Origin of the sequence: Streptomyces sp. NPDC051104, assembly GCF_040682835.1 — a bacterium.
GTDB lineage: Bacteria > Actinomycetota > Actinomycetes > Streptomycetales > Streptomycetaceae > Streptomyces > Streptomyces cynarae.
Genome location: NZ_JBFBBS010000010.1, coordinates 169,112 through 188,042 on the forward strand (window position 1 = coordinate 169,112; position 18,931 = coordinate 188,042).

Annotated in this window: 13 protein-coding genes; 10 read left to right on the forward strand and 3 right to left on the reverse strand. The window is 66.9% G+C overall.

The window, feature by feature from the left end; translation table 11 throughout:
* Positions 1 to 15: 15 nt before the first annotated feature.
* From AB0N14_RS17840 to AB0N14_RS17850, 3 genes are all read left to right on the forward strand, one after another.
* A complete protein-coding gene (locus tag AB0N14_RS17840) occupies positions 16 to 3,468 on the forward strand; it encodes a DEAD/DEAH box helicase family protein (RefSeq protein ID WP_366026602.1) in 3,453 nt (1,150 codons plus the stop codon).
* A gap of 737 nt (positions 3,469 to 4,205) precedes the next feature.
* Positions 4,206 to 4,550 carry a DUF1360 domain-containing protein gene (locus AB0N14_RS17845; protein ID WP_366026603.1) on the forward strand — a complete coding sequence of 115 codons (345 nt, stop codon included), beginning with the start codon at positions 4,206 to 4,208 and terminating at the stop codon, positions 4,548 to 4,550.
* The gene (locus AB0N14_RS17850) at positions 4,547 to 6,313 is read left to right on the forward strand and encodes a hypothetical protein (protein ID WP_366026604.1); all 1,767 of its coding nucleotides are present in this window, start codon (positions 4,547 to 4,549) and stop codon (positions 6,311 to 6,313) included. The genes AB0N14_RS17845 and AB0N14_RS17850 overlap by 4 nt, the downstream gene beginning before the upstream one ends.
* A 2-nt stretch (positions 6,314 to 6,315) precedes the next feature.
* Here the strand turns inward: AB0N14_RS17850 and AB0N14_RS17855 are convergent, their stop codons facing one another.
* On the reverse strand, positions 6,316 to 6,921 hold the full coding sequence (locus tag AB0N14_RS17855) for a hypothetical protein (protein WP_366026605.1): 606 nt from the start codon (positions 6,919 to 6,921) through the stop codon (positions 6,316 to 6,318).
* 192 nt (positions 6,922 to 7,113) lie between these two features.
* On the opposite strand from AB0N14_RS17855, the gene AB0N14_RS17860 reads away from it, so the two are divergent.
* From AB0N14_RS17860 to AB0N14_RS17890, 7 genes are all read left to right on the forward strand, one after another.
* Positions 7,114 to 7,311 carry a hypothetical protein gene (locus AB0N14_RS17860; RefSeq protein ID WP_366026606.1) on the forward strand — a complete coding sequence of 66 codons (198 nt, stop codon included), beginning with the start codon at positions 7,114 to 7,116 and terminating at the stop codon, positions 7,309 to 7,311.
* The gene (locus AB0N14_RS17865; protein WP_366026607.1) at positions 7,304 to 7,789 is read left to right on the forward strand and encodes a hypothetical protein; all 486 of its coding nucleotides are present in this window, start codon (positions 7,304 to 7,306) and stop codon (positions 7,787 to 7,789) included. Before AB0N14_RS17860 ends, AB0N14_RS17865 begins: the two co-directional genes overlap by 8 nt.
* The gene (locus tag AB0N14_RS17870) at positions 7,782 to 11,303 is read left to right on the forward strand and encodes a phage minor head protein (RefSeq protein ID WP_366026608.1); all 3,522 of its coding nucleotides are present in this window, start codon (positions 7,782 to 7,784) and stop codon (positions 11,301 to 11,303) included. Before AB0N14_RS17865 ends, AB0N14_RS17870 begins: the two co-directional genes overlap by 8 nt.
* Before the next feature lies 1 nt (position 11,304).
* Complete coding sequence (locus AB0N14_RS17875; protein ID WP_366026609.1) at positions 11,305 to 11,547, forward strand: hypothetical protein; 243 nt, start codon at positions 11,305 to 11,307, stop codon at positions 11,545 to 11,547.
* A gap of 172 nt (positions 11,548 to 11,719) precedes the next feature.
* On the forward strand, positions 11,720 to 12,256 hold the full coding sequence (locus AB0N14_RS17880) for a hypothetical protein (protein ID WP_366026611.1): 537 nt from the start codon (positions 11,720 to 11,722) through the stop codon (positions 12,254 to 12,256).
* A complete protein-coding gene (locus AB0N14_RS17885) occupies positions 12,253 to 12,789 on the forward strand; it encodes a hypothetical protein (RefSeq protein ID WP_366026612.1) in 537 nt (178 codons plus the stop codon). The genes AB0N14_RS17880 and AB0N14_RS17885 overlap by 4 nt, the downstream gene beginning before the upstream one ends.
* A gap of 180 nt (positions 12,790 to 12,969) precedes the next feature.
* A complete protein-coding gene (locus AB0N14_RS17890; protein ID WP_366026613.1) occupies positions 12,970 to 13,620 on the forward strand; it encodes a hypothetical protein in 651 nt (216 codons plus the stop codon).
* A 144-nt stretch (positions 13,621 to 13,764) separates the two neighbouring features.
* Here AB0N14_RS17890 and AB0N14_RS17895 read toward each other — a convergent pair whose 3' ends face one another.
* A complete protein-coding gene (locus AB0N14_RS17895; protein ID WP_366026614.1) occupies positions 13,765 to 18,063 on the reverse strand; it encodes an FG-GAP-like repeat-containing protein in 4,299 nt (1,432 codons plus the stop codon).
* A 526-nt stretch (positions 18,064 to 18,589) separates the two neighbouring features.
* Positions 18,590 to 18,871, reverse strand: a complete 282-nt coding sequence (locus AB0N14_RS17900) for a hypothetical protein (protein WP_366026615.1) — start codon at positions 18,869 to 18,871, stop codon at positions 18,590 to 18,592.
* Positions 18,872 to 18,931: the final 60 nt, after the last annotated feature.

The window sequence follows — 18,931 nt, forward strand, 5'->3', positions numbered from 1 at the left end:
GGGGGAGAGTGGTACGTGAGCAACTTCTGGTTCCTCAATAGTGAGTGGCCGGAGCTGTGCGGTGAGGCGATTCACGCCGAGCGGCTGGCTATGGCCGATCCTCGGGCAGCGGTGTTCTACGCCCGACGGGCGGTGGAGCTTGGGGTTACCTGGATGTTCGAGGTGGATGAGGCCTTGCAGCGTCCGTATCGGGATGACCTGGCGGCGATGGTCTCGGAACCGACTTTCGTGCGGGTTGTGGGTCCGGCGATCCGCACGAAGATGGATGTCATCCGGCGGCAGGGGAATGCCGCAGTGCACCGCAAGACGCCGGTGTCGGTGAACGATGCCATGCGCGTTGTGGGCGAGTTGTTCCACGTCATGTATTGGCTGGCCCGCACCTACGCCGTAGACAAGGCCAACCTGCCCGCGCCGGGCCTGGCCTTCGATCCGACGCTTGTGCCGCGCCCGGAGCCAGCCAGCGTTCGGCTGGCGAAGCAGGCCGAACTGAAGAAGATGGCGGAACAGTTCGCTGCGCAGCAAGAGGAGCTGGCGGCTGAGCGGCGGAAGAGCCAGGACCTCGATGCCGAGTTGCAGGCGCTCCGCGCGGAGGTCAAGGCTGCGAAGGCGGCCAACGAGGCGCGCGTCGACACGCACGACTACAACGAGTCCGAGACCCGGACTCTGATCATCGATCTGCTCCTGAAGGAGGCGGGCTGGGCACTGGACCAGCCGAGCGACCGGGAGTTCCCCATCACCGGTCTGCCGGAGTCGGCGTCCAAGACGGGCAAGGGCAAGGTCGATTACGTCCTGTGGGACAACGACGGAAAGCCCTTGGCGGTCGTGGAGGCCAAGCGCACTACGAAAGACGCGAGGGCGGGTCAGCACCAGGCCAAGCTCTACGCGGACTCGCTGGAGAAACAATTCGGGCAGCGGCCCGTCATCTTCTACACTAACGGCTACCACACGTACCTGTGGGATGACCTGAACTACCCGCCGCGTGAGGTCCAGGGCTTCTTCACCAAGGAGGAGTTGCGGCTGCTGGTGCAGCGCCGGACAGGGCGGCAGAATCTTGCGAAGCTGCCCATCAACGACCAGATTGCCGGCCGCACTTACCAGTCCCACGCAATTCGCCGAGTGGCTGAGGCGTTCGAGTCCGACGCGGCGCGGCATGCCTTGCTGGTGATGGCGACGGGCTCGGGCAAGACCCGAACCGTGATCGCGATAGCCGACCTGATGATGCGGGCCAACTGGGTCAAGCGTGTGCTCTTCCTCGCGGACCGCAAGGTGCTGGTCAAGCAGGCCGCGAACGCGTTCAAAAACCTGCTGCCGGGCGCGCCGGTCGTGAACCTCCTGGAGGAGAAGAACACCAATGCGCGGGTGTATGTGTCGACGTACCCGACGCTGATGAACCTGATCAACGAGGTGGAGGAGTCGGGCGCGAGACGTTTCGGCCCTGGCTACTTTGACCTGATAGTGGTGGACGAGGCGCACCGCTCGATCTACCAGAAATATGGGGCGATCTTTGACTACTTCGACGCCCTGCTCGTCGGTCTGACCGCTACGCCCAAGGACGAGATTGACCGCAACACCTACCGGCGCTTCCATCTGGAGGACGGCGTCCCGACAGACGTGTACAGCCTGGAGGAGGCGGTCGCCGACGGGTACCTGGTGCCTGCGCGAGCCGTTGGCGTGCCGCTGAAGTTTCAGCGTGGCGGAATAAGGTACGCGGACCTGTCGGACGAGGAAAAGGAGCGCTGGGACGAGCTGGACTGGGCCGAGGACGGCAGTGTTCCGGACGAGGTCAGCTCTGAGGAGCTGAACAAGTACCTGTTCAACGCGGACACGGTCGACAAGGCGCTCGCGACACTGATGGAGCAGGGCGTTCGTGTGGCTGGCGGTGACCGTCTCGGAAAGACCATCATCTTCGCGGCGAACAACGCCCACGCCGAATTCATCGCAGAGCGGTTCAACGCGAACTATCCCGAGTATCGGGGCGAGTTCGCGCAGGTCATCACGTACCGCAAGGAGTACGCGCAGAGCCTGATCGACCAGTTCTCTGACCCGATCAAGGCGCCGCATATCGCGATATCGGTCGACATGCTTGACACCGGCGTAGACGTGCCGGAGGTCGTGAACCTGGTCTTCTTCAAGCTCGTGCGTTCCAAGACCAAGTTCTGGCAGATGATAGGCCGTGGCACTCGACTTTGCCCGGACCTGTTCGGCCCGAACCGGGACAAGGACGGGTTCCTGGTCTTCGACCTGTGCCAGAACATCGAGTTCTTCAACCAGAACCTCATGAAGGCAGAGGGCAAGCTCGGGCCGTCCCTGTCGCAGAGGATCTTCACGGGCCGTGCAGACCTGCTGCTTGCCCTGGACGGACAGGAGCCCGCCTCGGACGAGCAGGCCGAGGCCCAGCCGGGTGACGGCGACGGCACCGTGAGCACGTCGGGGCTGCGCCACGATCTCGCCGAGCGGCTGCACCAGGAGGTGACGGCCATGAACCCGGACAACTTCCTGGTCCGTCCCAAGCGCGAGTACCTTGACGCGTTCGCCGGCCTTGACGCCTGGCTCTCTTTGACGCAGGAGACGCACGCCCAGGTCGTCGACCACCTGGCGGGTTTGCCGACCGCGTTCCGCGACGACGACAGCACCGAGGAGGCTAAGCGCTTCGACCTCCTCGCCCTGCGGCTGCAACTTGCAGTAGTGCGCGCTGACCCCGGCTACGAGCGGCTGCGCGCCCAGGTGCAGGAGATCGCCTCCGCATTGCAGGACCAGTACACGATCCCGGCCGTGCGGGCTCAGCAGGAGCTGATCGATGAGCTGGTCGGCGACGAGTGGTGGCAGGACGTGACCCTGCCGATGCTGGAGTCAATGCGGCGTCGGCTGCGGAGCCTGGTCAAGCTCATTGAGAAGACCCGTCGCAACATCGTCTACACCGACTTCGAGGACGAACTGGGCGAGCTGACTGTCGCCCAGCTGCAGGGCACCGCCATCGGATCAGACCTGACCCGATTCGAGCAGAAGCTGAAGATCTACCTGCGTGCCCACGAGGATCAGCTGGCCATCCAGAAGATTCGCCGGAACCGGCAGATCACCGCGACGGACTTGGCCGAGCTGGAGCGGGTATTCCTGGAGGCTGGCATCGGTACCGAGGCTGACCTCGACCGCACCCGGAACATCGAAGGCGGGCTCGGCGTCTTCCTGCGCTCCCTGACCGGCCTGGACCGCGACGCAGCCCGCGACGCGTTCGCCGACTTCCAGCGTGGACGGACTCTGTCCAGTGCTCAGCTGCGCTACGTGGATCTCCTGATCGACTACCTGGCGCGTAACGGCACCATCGACATCGCGACCCTGTACGAAGCGCCGTTCAACTCGCTTGCGCCGCAAGGGCCTGAGGACCTCTTCACAGAGGCGGACATCGACAGCATGGATGCGGTTATCAAGTCCATTCGCTCTACCGCCCTAGCAGCGGAAGGGGCTGCGTAAACCGACGCGTCGAGGGCCGCCAGGCTGTCGGCCTCGTGACAGCCCGGCACCTCGAACAAGGGGCGTCGACGAACGGCCGTCCTTGGAGCTACGAAGCCTGACGGTGCGGCTGATGGGCCTCAGCGACGTCGACCAAGGCTCGGCAGCCCGCCTTGGAGTGCACGGACACTTGAGCTGCTGTCAGTTACAGCTCGTGACGTCGCTGGGTAGTCACGCCAGTGCTGGTCATGCTCCGCTGCCCTCCGGGCCAGCTGTTCACGCGTTTCCTTGCTGACTGGTGGCAGCTTTCTTCGTGCGCGCTTGGGCTTGGGCTCGGGAACGAACGTCCGCTGGGCCGGCTTCTTCCGGTCGGCCTCGAGGGAATCACGCTTCACCCACGTGGGCGGGGTAGTGATGGCGTTCTCCGTTTCCCAGCCCTGCGCGATGACTCTGCGGTGCAGCAGATTGCTCTCCACGACGCATCGCGGATCCCGCGACCATTGCCGCAGCGTCTTCCACTCCCCGAACGCTTCAAACCGGACACTCGCCATGCTCGGCCCCCCTGCATGAACGCTTGGAATGAGCGTACCCAAACAAGCCGTGCGACAGAGTGCCTTCTCATCGAGTGGCGCTGACTTCCATGCGAAGCGCACGGTGATCAAAAATGTGCTGCTGAAGATCAAGTTTGAAGCAGGATTTTCGGCGAGTGCCTATAGTGTGCCGCCGCATCCCGCAAGATCTTCAGCAAGGGGCCGGGCATGATCAGTCTTCCGGAGCTTGTCGTCCTCGCGGCCGCCGGTTACCGGGCGACACAGCTAGCCGTCCATGACACGGTGCTAGAACCTGCGCGCGTCGCCGTCTTCGACTGGCTCAGCCGGAAACCCACCAGCCGCGTGCGCACTGCAGTCGGATCCCTGATCAGCTGCGTGTACTGCATGGGCTGGTGGATCAGCGGCGCCATGCTCGCCACCTGGCTCCTCGCCTCCGATCAGTGGGGCGGCTCACCGCTCGTCGTGCATGGCGTGGAGTGGCTCGCCGTCGCCGGCGCCGCGGTGTTCCTGAACCGCGTGGACGACACGCTCGGCGGCCTGGTGAACCGGTGAGGTCCGAACTCGCCGCTGCCGCCTCGCGCTACATCGACCGCAAGGTCGGACGAGGCAGCAAGGGAAGCACCGATCAGGGATGGCAAAACCGAGCCTGGGAGCTGTACCACCTCGTGCCCGAGGTCCGCTTCGCCGCCTCCTACGTCGGCAACGCCATGTCTGGCGCCGTCCTGTTCGCCGGTCGTCGGGCCGAGGACGGCTCGATCGAACGCGCCCCCGACGGCCACCGCGCCGCCGAGATCGTCGCCCAGATCGCTGGCGGCCCCGACGGACAATCCAAGCTCCTCGGCTCCATGGGCAAGCACCTGACCGTACCCGGCGAGGGCTGGATCGTCATCCGCCCCAACTCCGAAGTCCTCAGCCCCGACTCGCTCGAGGACGGCCACGACTGGCGGGTGCTGTCCACCCGCGAAGTCCGCCAGCAGTCCGGCAAGCTGACCGCCGAGGTCGACGGCGACGACATCATGATCCCGGCCGGCGACCCCGAGAACCTCGACCCCGACGCCCCCGTGGCCCTGCGCGTGTGGGAGCCGGACCCTGAGCGCAGCATCGAAGCCGACTCGCCGGTGCGCTCCAGCATCGACCTGCTAGAAGAACTCCTGTTGCTGAACGCCGCGGTGAAAGCCATTGCCCGCTCCCGGCTGACCGGCCGCGGCATCCTCCTCGTCCCCAAGGGCACCAGGTTCCCGACCACCTCGACGCAGAACGACGCCGAGGACGACCTGATCGAAATCCTGATGACGGTCGCAGAGACCGCCATCCGCGAACCCGAGTCGGCCGCCGCCACGGTGCCGATCGTTCTCGAGGTCCCCGCCGACAGCATCTCCGACTTCAAGCTGCTGACGTTCGAGAGCAGCTTTGACGAGTTGGCGCTGAAGCTGCGCGAGGAAGCCATCAGACGCTTCGCGAACGGCTTGGAGATTCCGGCCGAGATCCTCCTAGGGTTGGGAGATTCCAACCACTGGGGTGCGTGGGCGCTGACCAGCGAGGCCATCCGCATGGGCATCGAGCCTAAGCTCGCCACCGTCTCGTACGCGCTCACACAGCAGTGGCTGCGCCCGCTCCTGCAGGCCGAGAACGTCGAGGACTGGCACCGCTGGCTCGTCTGGTACGACACCGCCCCGCTGCGGGTACGCACCAACCGCTCGGAGACCGCCTTGCAGGCCTATGACCGTGGAGTCATCTCCGACGAAGCCCTGCGGCGTGAGACCGGCTTCACCGAGAACGACGCCCCCACCACCGAGGAGATCGCCGAGCGGCAGAAGCAGAACGCCGACCAGGCGCAGCAGAACCAGCCGCAGCCGCAGGACCAGCAGCAGAGCCCGACCAAGCCGGACCTGCCCGTGGACGAGACCGCCGACGAGCCGGCAACCCTGCCCGCCTCGGCCACGCCCCGAGCCGGTGAGGGCCTGGTGGCGGCTGCAGACGGCCTGATCTGGGCCGCCCTGTCCTCCGCCGGGGACAAGCTCCTCCGGACGCCGATCTGCCCCCGCAGCGAGCGAGCCAAGGCCCGCGAGATCGAGGCTGCGGCCCTGCACACCGAGTTGAAGGTGGAGCCGGGCCAGGTTGAGCAGTACCGGCTCCTGGAAGGGGCCTGGCGGCGCGTCCCTGAGATCGCCAACCGGTATGGCCTCGACCCCGAGTGCCTGACCGCCTCTCTGGACTCCTACGCGCGAGAGCTGATCGCCGCGGGGATCGTCCACTCCTTCGAGGTGGTCCCTGCGGTGATCAGCTCATGTGCGGGCCTGGCGGTGGCGGCGTGAGGTCAGTTGAGCCACGCCCAGCGCGTGCCGCGGGCGATGTCGCTGATGGTCCTGCGCGAGACAGGGAACTGCTCGGCCACGGCCGTCTGGGACAGCCCGGAGGCGAGCATCTCCCGGATCCGGCGGACGTCGGCCTCTTCGAGCACGGCGTTGCCCTGACGACTGCCACGCGCCTGGCGGCCCGCCTCGTCGCGGTCCGCCATGTTCCGCTGCGTGTTCCCGAGGTACAGGTGTCGCCGGTTGACGCACCCCTCGTCACCACGGTGGCAGGTGTGGAGCACGTGCGCGTCTCCGGGATCGCCCTCCGCCATGATCCAGACGATGCGGGCGCACCACATGCCGCGGCCCTTGTACGTGGCCGAGGGGCGTCCCTCGAAGCCGGTGACCAAGACACACTCGTCGGTGTCGGCGCGGACTGCAGCCCGCAGGAAGGCCAACAGTTCGCCGTTCTTCCGCTTCCGTGGACGCCCGTTGGGGTCGGCCCAGCCGTGGCGGTACGACCAGTCGTGGCAGGTGGAGCACCGCGTCCGCGCCTTCCGCGTCGCGGTCCTGTCGCATCGGACGCCGTCTGCGTACACCACAGTGCACAGCGGAGTAGGGTCGCTCATGTCCGTACCTCTCTCACAGGTTCGGTCATCGCCCCGACGGTGTTGACGCACCGAGGAGGCTGCGCCCGGAGGGTGTTGACGCACCCTTCGGGCTGCTTCGTTGGACGACCCCACTCTATCGGCCAGTTGGCGCCGGTCTGCCCTGTTTCGCCAGGTCAGCGACCCTTTCGTGTCACGGTAGGGAGTCCCGCCATGCCTCAACCCGCGCCGCTCGCCGTCACCCTCGCCCCGGCCGAAGTCCGCGAGGACTGGTGCGCGGCCTGCAAGGCGTACACCCGCATCACTGGCAGCCTTGCCCTCCTCACCCCGGCCGGTGTCTCGACCGTCGGCACGTGGGCGTGGTGCTCGGTGTGCGAAGACCCAGACGACCGAGAGGTGAGCGGTGGCTGAGCCCCAGTACCAGGCGCCGTTCGGGCACTCGGTGGCCTCCCACCGCGTGCACGGCTGGTGCGCCCAGTGCCCCGACCGCACAGCTGACGAGGAGCTGGTGGCGTGGCGCAGCCACGAGCGTGCCCGTTTCGAGGTGACCAAGCAGGCCGTCACCCCGAGCCCCGAGGTCGACGTCACCGTGGCGCACGAGCGGCTGTGCCCCGTCTGCGGCCGTGAGGCCCTGATGGTGGTCACCGCGCAGGTCCACGACGACGACGGGCCCAAGCCGGCCGGTGGGTGGGCGTTGTGCCTGCACTGCGACGCCCTGCCGCACCCGCGCTGGGAGCACGTGGGTCTGATCGCCGCCGTCGAGCGGTTGCGCGTCCTGCACACGGACGACTTCTGCGGCTGCGCCCACTGCACCCGCGAGGGGTTCGTCCCGTTCCCGTGCCCGACCATCACCGCCCTGGACGAGTTCAAGGAGTCTGATCGTGGCTGACCTGCATGCGCTCCTCGACCAGGCGGAGGAGGACGTCACCCAGGAGGTGAGCGCCGTCCTCACCGAGCTAGCCGACGAGTTCGCCCAGCAGCTCGCCGACGCCACCGAGCTGGTCGCAGCCCGGTTCTCCGTGTCCCGGATCGCCCGCATGTTCACCGACCGGATGCCGCGCATCGTGCGCCGCCTCCTGCGGGTCTCCGAGACCGCCGCGCAGCAGGCCGCCGACGACACGGGCGGCGAACTGCCCCCGGAGTGGAACGACCTGCCCGGCCGGTACGACGACGGCCGCGGCCTGCCCCCGGCCATGTCCAGCTACGTCACGACGACCGAGTACCTGATGCGCGCCGTCGGCGAACGGCTCGCCGAGGCCGCCCGCCAGGAGCTGGCCGCAGGAGTCGACGCCGGCGACAGCATCGAGCAGCTGCGGGCCCGGCTCCGGGAGCGGTTCGCCCGCGAGGGCGCCCAGCTCGGTGACGCACGTGAGGAGCGCATCGCCCGCACCGAGGCCGGCCGGGCGTGGAACACGGCCACGCTGGAAGCAGCACGGGCCGTGACCGGCACGGACGCCCCGATCGTGAAGCAGTGGATCAGCCAGCGCGACGACCGGGTACGGCACGACCACAAGGAAGCGAACGGGCAGATCAGGCTCCTCGGCGAGCACTTCACCGTCGGCGGCATCCCGATGGACGCCCCGCACGACCCGACCGCCCCGGCCAACCAGGTCGTCAACTGCCGCTGTGTCCTTGCAGTCCACCCCGAAAGACGCGCATCCGCCTTCGATCGTGACCAGGTCCCATCGACCGGCGTCTTCGATCTGAAGGAAATGGGCCGGATCGTCCAAGATGCGGTGCGCCGCGCGATGTCCACGACCCGCGCCGACTACCAGCTGGTCCCCAGCGAGCCGCAGCCCGTCACCGCGGCGGGCGGGAACACCGGCGCGATGATCGCGCTCGTCCCGTCCGACGAGGACCTGGCCCGCCTCGCCATCGACGGCGGCGAACCGGCCGACGAGCTGCACCTGACGATGTGGTTCCTCGGCAAGGCCGACGCCTTCCCCGCCCACCAGCGCGCCAGCCTCATCGACCTGCTTCGCGAGGAACTGCAGGACCGCGGGCTCGGGCCCGTGCCCGGCCGGATCTTCGGCGTGAACCGGTGGAACGGCAACGGCGACGAACCGTGCTGGGTGTGGGCCGTCAGCGACGACACCGGCGACGACCGGCCCGAGTCCAGTCCCTATCTGCACGAGCTGCGCAACGTCGCCGGGTACGCCATCCGCCACAGCGAGCTGGACGACGAGCAGGTCCCCGACCAGCACTCCCCATGGGTCGCCCACGTCACCGCCGCGTACGGCGACGGCGACCTGCTCACCGAGCTCGAAGACCGCCTCGGCGCAGTCACCTTCGACCGTGTGCGGATCGCCTTCGCCGGCGAGTACACGGACATCCCTCTCGGCCCCCAGCAGGAGGAAGACACCATGCCCGCAACCGCTCAGGCCGACGTCATGGCCGAGCCGATCACGACGCGCGCGTGGTCGACGCCCGGCGATACGGCCATCGCCTTCGAGAACGAGCAGACCGGCGACGGCCGCGTGTTCACGCCCGGCTCGCTGTACTGGGACCGCGACCCCAAGCCGCTGCAGTACGCCGAAGAGATGGGCATGGGCCACGACGGCGCCGAGCTGTGCGGCGCCATCAACACGGTCATGCGCGACGGCAACCGGATCACCGCCAGCGGTGTCCTCTACCTGAACCGGCCCACCGGGCAGGACGCGGTGATGCTGCTGGAGCAGGAAGCCCCGCTCGGCGTCTCCGTCGACCTGGACGACGTCGACGTGGAGTTCGTGGACAAGACCCTCGACCCCGAGGATGCCGACTGGCTGTTCGCCTCCGGGCACCTGGCGGAGGCGAGCGTGCTGCGCATGGAGGACGGCTCGATCATGCTGTCCGGCGCCACCCGCCCCGAGTGGACCGCGTCCACCGGCGGGCACATCGCCCGCAACCGTTTCGATCTGCAGGTCATCACCGGCCCCGGCGGCGTCGTCAACGCGGCCACGATCCGCACCGCGTTCGCCCGCTCCGGTGCGCTCACCGCGGCGGCCGGCGACCCCGACAACCCCGACGAGGGCCTGGTCGTCCACTCGGAGAAGGCCGGCGACTTCCTGATCCGCATCACCCGGGCCAGGCTGCGCGGCGCCACCCTCGTGGCGATGCCCGCTTACAACCGGGCCCGGATCGTCCTCGACCCCGCTGAGGAGGCAGCGTCGGCGGCCCCGGCGGTCGTCCTCACGGCGGCCTCCGAGACGCACGAGCGGGTCGTCACCTACGTGTGCACGTCGCCGGTCGCGGTCGGCGCCCGAGAGGTCGCCAACGCCCTCGACATCAGCATGCAGTCGGCGCGCGGGCACCTTGGGCGGGCGGCGAAGAACGGCCGGATCGTCCGGCTCGCGCCCGGCCAGTACGTCGGCGCCTCCACCCTGCCCGAAGGCGAGGTGAGCGCGGCCGTCTCGGGTAGCACCGACCTGCCGGTCCACGATGACCGTGAGGCGATGGAGGACGAGACCGCATCGCTCGGCCTGCCCCCGGAGATCGAGGCCTCGGCGTGGCACGCCCTGCAGCAGATGCCGCCCATGCCCGCCGCCTGGTTCCGGGAGCCGACCGTCGAGGAGCTGCCCGACGGCTCCGGAGGCGTCCACTACAAGGACGGCCGCGTGTTCGGGTTCGTGGCCACGATGGACGAGCCGCACGCCGGCTACCCCGGCAAGAACCTGACCCTGCGCAAGCTGTCCGCGCACGGCCTGGACCTGACGCACTTCCTGCGCGCCAAGCGGCAGCTGGACGACGGAACCACCGTGCGGGTCGGCGCGATGACGATGAACGTCGGCCACCACCGCGACGGCGCCGAATGCGAGACCGCGTCCTGCCAGTTCGATGACACCAGGACTGTCGGGGCGATCGTCACGGTCGGCCTCAGCTCGCGCGGACTGTGGTTCTCGGGCGCAGCGGCCCCGTGGCTGTCCGAGTGGGACCGGTCGGTATTCGCGGCCTGCCAGCCCAGCTACCACCTGAAGCAGGGTCGAGACGGCAAGTGGCAGCTCCGCGCAGTCCTGACGGTGCCGGTGCCCGGCCATTCCACGCCGCTGCTCGCCGCGATGCATGCCGTCGCCGAGCGTGCCGAACTCGCTCTCGCAGCGTCTGCGGCAGGTCTTCTGCCCACTCAAGACACAGTGTCCGGACAAGATCAGGACACCGCCCGGACAGCATCTGAGTCCGTCACGGACGTGGCCGTTGACCTGCCAGGACAGCGTCCGGACAGCGTGTCCGGGCAGCCGCCGGCCCCTGCTGCTGACGAGTTGGTCGCAGCACTGCTGACCGACTCGTTCGTGGACCGGCTCCTCGACGCCATGGCCCAGCGCGAGGCCGCCCGCCGTGCCGAGATCGAAGCCCTGCAGGCCTCCCTCGCCATCACCCCCGAAGAGATCACCGCAAGCGCCGCGACACCGAAGGAGAACGACTGACATGGGATGCAACTGCGGCAAGAATCGCCAGGCCCGCCAGAACGGCGACACCACTGCCGTTCCCCGGCCCGAGACGTACGAGGCTGTCATCCCCGGCGACAAGGTGGTCTTCAAGCACTCCAACGTGGAGACGGTGAAGGCCATCGCCAACCGGTACGTCGACGCCCAGGTCCGCGAGCAGTCCAGCGGACGCATCGTGCACGAGTCGACGCAGAAGACCACGACGGAGCCGAGTGCGAGGTAGGGGAAGGCCCTGGGACGGCGTCGCGTTGGCCCAGGGCCAATCCGGGCAGCGGCCTGGACGGGGGCCGGGGCACGTCAGATCATGGTTGATGCGGACATGGGGTGCTACCGCCGCTAGTGAGATGTGGGAGGGCAGGGGGGCTTTTATGGATGTGCCGCCGCGGGAGCGGGACATGGACGTCCTGTTTCAGGCCGCCACCTTAGTGGCGATCGCTGCCGAGCAGCCATGGTGGGAAGATTTCAGGCGAAGTATGGCCAGGTTTCTGGCTGGCCCATGGTCACCGGATTTCGAGGGCTGGGAGATCGCTTTCCAGCGGCTCGATGAGACTCGGGCGAGTATTCTGACTGACTACCCGCCCAGCATGAGGCTCGTGGGTATGAATGCCGCGAGGAAGTCATGGGAACGGTATTTCAGGCAGAACTTGCCGCGTAATACGGAACAGGCTAGGAAGTACCTTCAGCAACTCAACCGCCTGCTCGACTATTACCAGGGTCGCCCTAACAACGACAAAGCCCAACCCGTGCTCTGGCGCCAGCCGGAGCAATCCGACGTTGAAGAAGCGGCAATTGCCGATGAGGATGCTTTGGCGGCAGTGGGCACGGTGGACGCGGCACTGGCTCGCCTCTTCGTGCGGCTTGGGCCGCCTCCGGAACCATCCAGCCTCGACTACGCGCCCATAGGTGGCGATGGTGGAGGGGCGCAGCAGTGAGCCTCGAGGAACAGCGACCTGTCCCCGCCGCCAACGATGACCCGCTAATTCTGGCCGGTCTTGAAATCGCCGCGAAGTGGGGTGCGGCCCTAGGAGGCCCAGAGAAGCTTGAGGTGGCCCTCAGGGCGCTTGAACCGCAACTGAAACGGGAGCACCAGATCCGGCTGAAGCAGCTGGAAAATCAACGCGCGCAGGCAGAGCGCGACGCTGCCGCTGAGCGTGAGGCCTCCCAGCGCGAGGCTGAAGCAGCCAAGGCGGCCTCTGAACGCGCAGCGCGCGAGGCTGAGCGTATGCGGAAGCATACGTACCGCATGTGCACACTGGGGGCCAGCGTCCTCATAGCCTTGGCCATGCTGGGTGGGGGGATCTGGATTGCGCCCGACCAGCCATGGCTCGCAACTGCTCTGTGCGGTCCGAGTCTGCTCGCTCTGGTGAAACTCTTCCTGACACAACGAAGCGATGCTGCAGACATGAAGGCAGTCGGTCGTGCCGCCCGGGCTGCCTCCTCGGCGGTGAGCCCTCCGCCGCCCTGACGCTGTGATGGTGCATCTGGTGAGACGGCCAAAAGGATGAGCGCTGCTAGCTTGTCGCCATGACCAGCCGTTGTGCGGCTGTAGTGCATCAGCGTCGCGACTTCGACATCTCGCTATGCTGTGTGACAGCCGCTGGTTTTGGGCCGGGCACTCCATGCAAGAACATTGGAGCCCGGCCCCATGGAAGAGTTCTCCCTTCCCGAGGACATCACCGCTCTCACCGATGATGAGCTGGACGCGCTTCTCGACGGAGCCGTCAAGGCCTTCGACGCGAAGGCAGGCAGCAGCACCGTCACCACCGACGACCTCACCAAGCTCCGCGAGCTGGCCACCGCAGTCGAGGACATCCGCAAGGAGAAGGCCGAGCGCATCGCTGCCGCAGAGCAGGCCGCCGCCGAGATCGAGCAGCTGGCCGCCGCAGTGCGCGGCGACGATCCGGAGGAGCCCACCGTCGCGGCCAACGAGCCGGAGGAGCCGGCCGAGCCCGAGCCGGTCGCCGAACCCGAGCCCGAGAAGCCGGTCACCGCCTTCGGAGCGGTAGCCAAGGCCCGCGCCCCCGACCTGTCCCGCGTCCGCGTCCACCAGCCGCGCATGCTGCCCCGGACCCGAACCCGCCCCGGGAGATCACCGCGTCAGCCGACGTGCCCGGCTACCAGCCCGGCCAGCCGCTGGACATGGAGGGCGTCACCGAGGGCATCATCCGCCGCGCGAACGCGCTCAAGACGGCAGGTGGCGGCGTCGGCCTGTGCACATCGTACTGGCTGCCGTTCGACAAGAACCTCGTCATCAATGACTCGTGCTCGGGTACCGGGGGCATCGCCGCTGCTGTAACCGTTGGTAGGCCTATACTGTTACGCCCATCGCCTTGTACGCGGCACCTCCCGGCCTTGTTCCGGGAAACGGCCCTGCTGAGTGACGGACAAGCCGGTATTCCCAGCAGGGCTCGCATCAGAAGCGCGTGTAGCTGTGCCTGGGTCAGGCGATGAGGCCCATGGTGCTCCAAGTGTTGTCGGGCCACATGGCGGGGCCTGCAGAGAGGTGGCCGTTGCCGTCGCCAGGGTAGAGGTGGACGGTCCCGTCACCCCAGACGGCGACGAGGTCGATGAGGCCGTCGTGGTTGAAGTCGCCGGGGATGATGCCCTTGACAGTGGACCAGGTGTTTCCGCCGTACATCTGGGTGCCTTGGGTGAGGTGGCTGTTGCCGTCGCCTGTGTACAGGTGAAGGCTCCCGTCTCCCCATTCGGCGAGCAGGTCGGCGTGGCCGTCGTTGTTGTAGTCGCCAGCGCCGAGAAGCTTCATGGTGCTCCATGAGGTGTCGGTCCAGATGTTCGCGGAGGCGCTGCCGATGTAGCCGTTGCCGTCGCCGGGATAGATGTGCACGGTTCCGTCGCCCCAGATGGCGAGCAGATCTGTGTGGCCGTCGCCCGTGAAGTCGGCTGCGGCGATCTGGACGATGCTGCCCCAGGTGGCTGCGCCCACGAGCTGTCCGGCGTTGGTGATGTGGCCGTTGCCGTCGCTGGTGTAGAGGTGTGCGGTTCCGTCGCCCCAGATGGCGAAGGTGTCGGCGTTGTTGTCCTGGGCGTCGGTGAAGTTGCCGGCGGTCATCAGGCGGACGGTACGCCAACTGCTGTCCCAGATCTGGCCGTCGGCTACGAGCTGGGATCCGGGGGCGCCGGTGTACAGGTGCAAGGTGCCATCGGCCCACTGGGCAATGACGTCGGGGTTGGCGTCGCCGTTGAAATCGTGGCCATCGTTGATATGGGCGTAGCTGGTGGGGCCGGGATTGCCGGCCAGGACAGCCACCTGCTTGGCGGTGAGGGCCTGAGAGTAGGTCTCCACGTCGGAGACGTTGCCCAAGAAGCGGCCGGTGAGCGTGTCGTTGTAGAGGTAGGCGCCAGTGGTCAGGGCACCGGTCGCGTTCCACTTCGTGGTGTGGGTGGCCTGGGCCGCGGCGACGTCGTTGAGGTAGAGGACCATGCGGCCGGTAGAAGCTTGGTAGGTGGCGGTCAGCCGCACCCAGGCACCCACCTGGGCGGGAATGGTGGTCGCGGCGGCTGTGTCCTCGGTTGGATTGCTGGCATCCGAGGTGGGCATTTCGAAGCGCCACGACTTGGTGGCCGCGTCGCTGAAGAGAGCGAAGCCGCTCGTATGGGTTCCCTTCTGGCCCAGAACGTATCCACCGAGCGACTGCGGCTGAACCCATGCGGAGACGGTGAAGTCGCTATTGGTGGAAACGGCCGGGCCGTTGGTGGCGAGGTTGCCAGTTCCGTTGAAGTTCGCTGCAGGGGAGAAGAGATCACCAGTTGCCCAGGTGGCGCCGCCGGATCCGGTGGCGTTCAGTGTTCCGGAGGAGTCGGCGGCGGTGGTGATGGTGCCGGCCTGGCTGTCGTTGAGGGCCCAAGTGTGGCTGGGGGTGGAGAGGGTGTCGCTGATCTGAGCGAGAATTGCGGCGGTGGTGGTGGATAGGCTGGTGAACAGGCTCGCGGTAGCTGTTTCGTTGGCGCCCGTGGTCCACAGGTCGGGGTTGCCGTCGCCGTTGATGTCCGCGGCTCGCAGGGTGAGGTCCTGGCCCGTGTGGAAGTTGGTGGCTACTGGGTAATTGGTGTAGTTCAGGCTGAGGTTGCCGAAGTTGTCGACTGTTGCGGAGAGGTTTTCCCACAGGTTGAGCTGGCCGGTGGACTTGTTCCATAGGAACATCGCCGTGCTGCTTCCGCCACCGCTGGTGGGTAGCTGCATGGTGTACAGCCTCCAGTTGTCCCACCTCGTGCCGTCAGGGCTGCTAACGGTGAGCGGCGAGGCAACCCAGCTGCCGATGAGGCCTTGAGCCTGGTAGATGTTGAGGGCGTACCCGTACGTCGAATCGCCGGAGATGCCGATCAGGTCGGGGTAAGGAGACCCGCTGTTGGAGGTCGTACCGGCATTGGCGAGCTGGATAGGGCTATCGCAGTTCATGTCAAAAAGACCCTCAGCGGCGATGTTGTGGGGATCGCTGGTGGCGTTCAGCGCCGAGCCGTCACCACTGCCGTCGATGACCTTTCCGCTGCCGCCGATACCTGTGCTGGTGCAGGAGCTGTTGGGGGTGCTCGTGCTCGGTGGGTAGTAGACCAGGACGTCTTGGAAGCCGCTGTTGGTGAACTGCCCGGTGAAAGCGATGGTGTGGTCGAAGTCGGAGGGTGACTCGGTGGTGTTCAGGCCGTCGCCGTTGATGCCGATGTTGCTTGCCGCGGTCACCACGTGTCCGTTGCCGGTGGTCTTGCCCGGATCGACCTTGCCGCCGGCCAGCCACAGACCGGAGGGAAGGCTGTTCTGCCCGCCGACGGTCAGCAGGTCCGGGACGCCGTCGCCGCTCAGGTCACCGTCGGCCTGCGGAGTCGCCGGATTGGCGGAGTTGATGGTGACGGCGTCGCTGTCACCGTAGTTGGCACCGGCGGACAGGCTGCTGACGGACAGGACGTTGGTGCGCCTGGTGGGCTTGATGCTGATGGTGGCGTGGCCGCTGGAGTCCGCGGCGACGTTGAGGGGAGCGCCGCCGTTGACCTGGTACTCGTAGCTGGAAGGCAAGGTACCGCCGGCCGGCGGATTGATAGTGACGGTGACCGGCTGGCCGATGGTGGTGTTCCCGGGCTGGGAGATGACCGGGGCGCCCGGGCGGGTGGGGTCGAAGGAGAAGTGGCAGGTGGTTGACCAGCTGCTGAAGTACTTGAAGTCGCTGACCTCGATGTTCCAGTCGAACTCGGTGACCTTGCCATTGGCGGCCGTCTCGAGGGAGTCCTTGGAGATGATGTAGACAGCGGTCGTGCCGGAGGTGCCGGTCAGGGAGTTGGAGTCGGACTGGGCAACGACGGCGCTGCTGTTGCCATGGGGCCACAGCTTGAAGTGAGAACCGAGCGTGCCGCCGTCGGGGTCGGAAATTCCGGCGTAGAGGGTCACGCTGCCGTCTCCGACGATGGTGTTGTCCTGGCAGGAGGTGGACGGCGAGGTGGTCAGACTTGTGGGGGTGGGGGTGTTGGGCTTGTGGTCATAGGTGGTGGAGACGGTGATGGTGTTGGCGAACTCCTTCCACCCGTATGGGTCGCTCTCGTCCCCGGCCCGCAACCCGAAGGTGAGGTTGGTCTTCTTGTTGTCGGCGGCCGACTGCATGATGGGGCCGATGTTGAAGGGGACGCCGGCGGCGGGGCAGGAGGAGTCCCAGCCGTTGGCAACGGTCTTGGGGGTGTCGACCTCGCTAATCAGAGTGGGCGGGTTGTCCCAGGTCGTGGACGACGAGATGGTGCTGGAGTTCCACAACTCCACGGGCGTCTTGGTGCAGGAATATGACCATACTTCGCTGAAGTTGATCTCCGAGGTCAGCACGGTGGAGCCGTAGATCTGGGAGGGCACGCCGATCTGCACGAACGAGCGCGCGGTGAAGATGGGTGAATCCCAGGTCTGGTAGCCGACGCGAAAAACGTCGGAGGACTTCCAGTAGCTCGAGGAGTGATAGTAGGAGTTGGTCTGGGTCCACGCCTGCCGTGGGCTGGAGGCGGACGGGGCGATGAAGTCGGGGTCGATGTAGACCGGGTACACCGTCTTCGGGCCGGTCAGTAGGGACGCCGACGGTGTCAGTGCGATCCCCTTGCCTGTGGCCTTGGTCCTGATGGGGGCGTGGTGTGCGCCCTTACCGGGGCCCTGGACGGAGGAAGTAATGGGCAGGCCACTGGCACGGTCGACGCGCCGTCCGGTGATCGGGTCCTGTACCGCTGATGCGGTCGAGTTGTGGGAGGCGGCGGAGTCCCACATCTGGGATGCGGGAGCGGTGAACACGGGGCGTCCGCCGCGATCGGCCGCGGTGATGTTCCCGGCGCGGTCCGAGGAGACGCTCACGCCGCGTGCCTTGGTGGCCAGCGTGAGTTCCTTGAGCGCGGGGTTGGCTGCGGCCTGGGCGTTCTTGACCACCAGGACCTCGGAGAAGCCACCCTGGGCGTCGGCCGTAACCGTCAGATCGACACCGTTCAGCACATCCCGGTAGGTAGCCGTTGCCCCGGACAGGGTCGGAGCGGGCAGGCGCATGGGCAGACTGACAGCCAGGCTGCGCCCGTGGCTGTTCATGGTGGCTAGCGGCGTGGTGCCACCGCCCGACAGTGCGAGAGCGCTGCTGGTGACAGCAGTGGAGATGCTGCCGTCCGCGTTCTTGTGCAGTGTCGGGTCCAGCTTCTTCCACACGCCCCCAACTCGCTTGCGTACCGGGGCGAGTGACTGAGTGAGTGTCAGGGTGCCGTTGGGATGCGCCGTCAACGTACTACTGTCCGTCGTCGCGGCAGTCGCGCTGACATCCTTACCGGTCTTCCTCGCCTGAGCGGAGGCCTGCTCGGCAGTCAACCCGAACGAGCTCGTCGTGCTCGCCTGGTGGACTTTTGAGGATGCGGACGCAGGAGTGGCCGCGTAAGCGGGAGCGGTGATCAGGGCGCTAACGGCGGCGACCAGCGTGAATGCCGCACATGGCGCGCTGACGGCACGCCATATCGCCCGTCTCTGAGAAGGAGATGAAGACACGAGAAGCGTAGACCCTTCTGCGATGGCCGGGCGGCTCCCGGACCAGGGTCAACGTAAAGGGACCACCACATCGGCACCTCCGGTGGAACACATGACAGGCAACTATTCGCCAGCCCTTTGCTGGAAACCGGTCACGTCTTTGCGATCTAGTGGCAGCTTCTTGATTCGCACGCATGGTCACCTCGTGGGAGTCTCTGCATCGCTTCACAGAAAATGATCAAACTGCGCCTGAGCGGTGTGCGTCTCGCGACGCTTTTCTGACGGAAGGTCAACCGATGTCCATACGGGGTGGGAAGCGGCGCACCAGCCGCCTGGGCAGATCCAGATGGGCTGTCTTCGTCGCCGCCGGAACGCTCATCGCTTCCGCGGGAACCGCCAGCGCAGACGCGGTGCACTCCGCATCCCGGCACGCTTCCGCTCCCCACCTGCCCGCCACGCCGTCGGTGAAGGACGTCAAGCCAGCGGCGATGCGCTTCACCAAGCCGCACAACCAGGCCACCCGGCCATACCGGGCCACCGCGACCTTGCTGCCGAAGGCCGGATCAGCCACTCTTTCTGTCACTGGGATGTCGGCACGGACGTCACGCAAAGCGCAGTCACATTCCGCGGA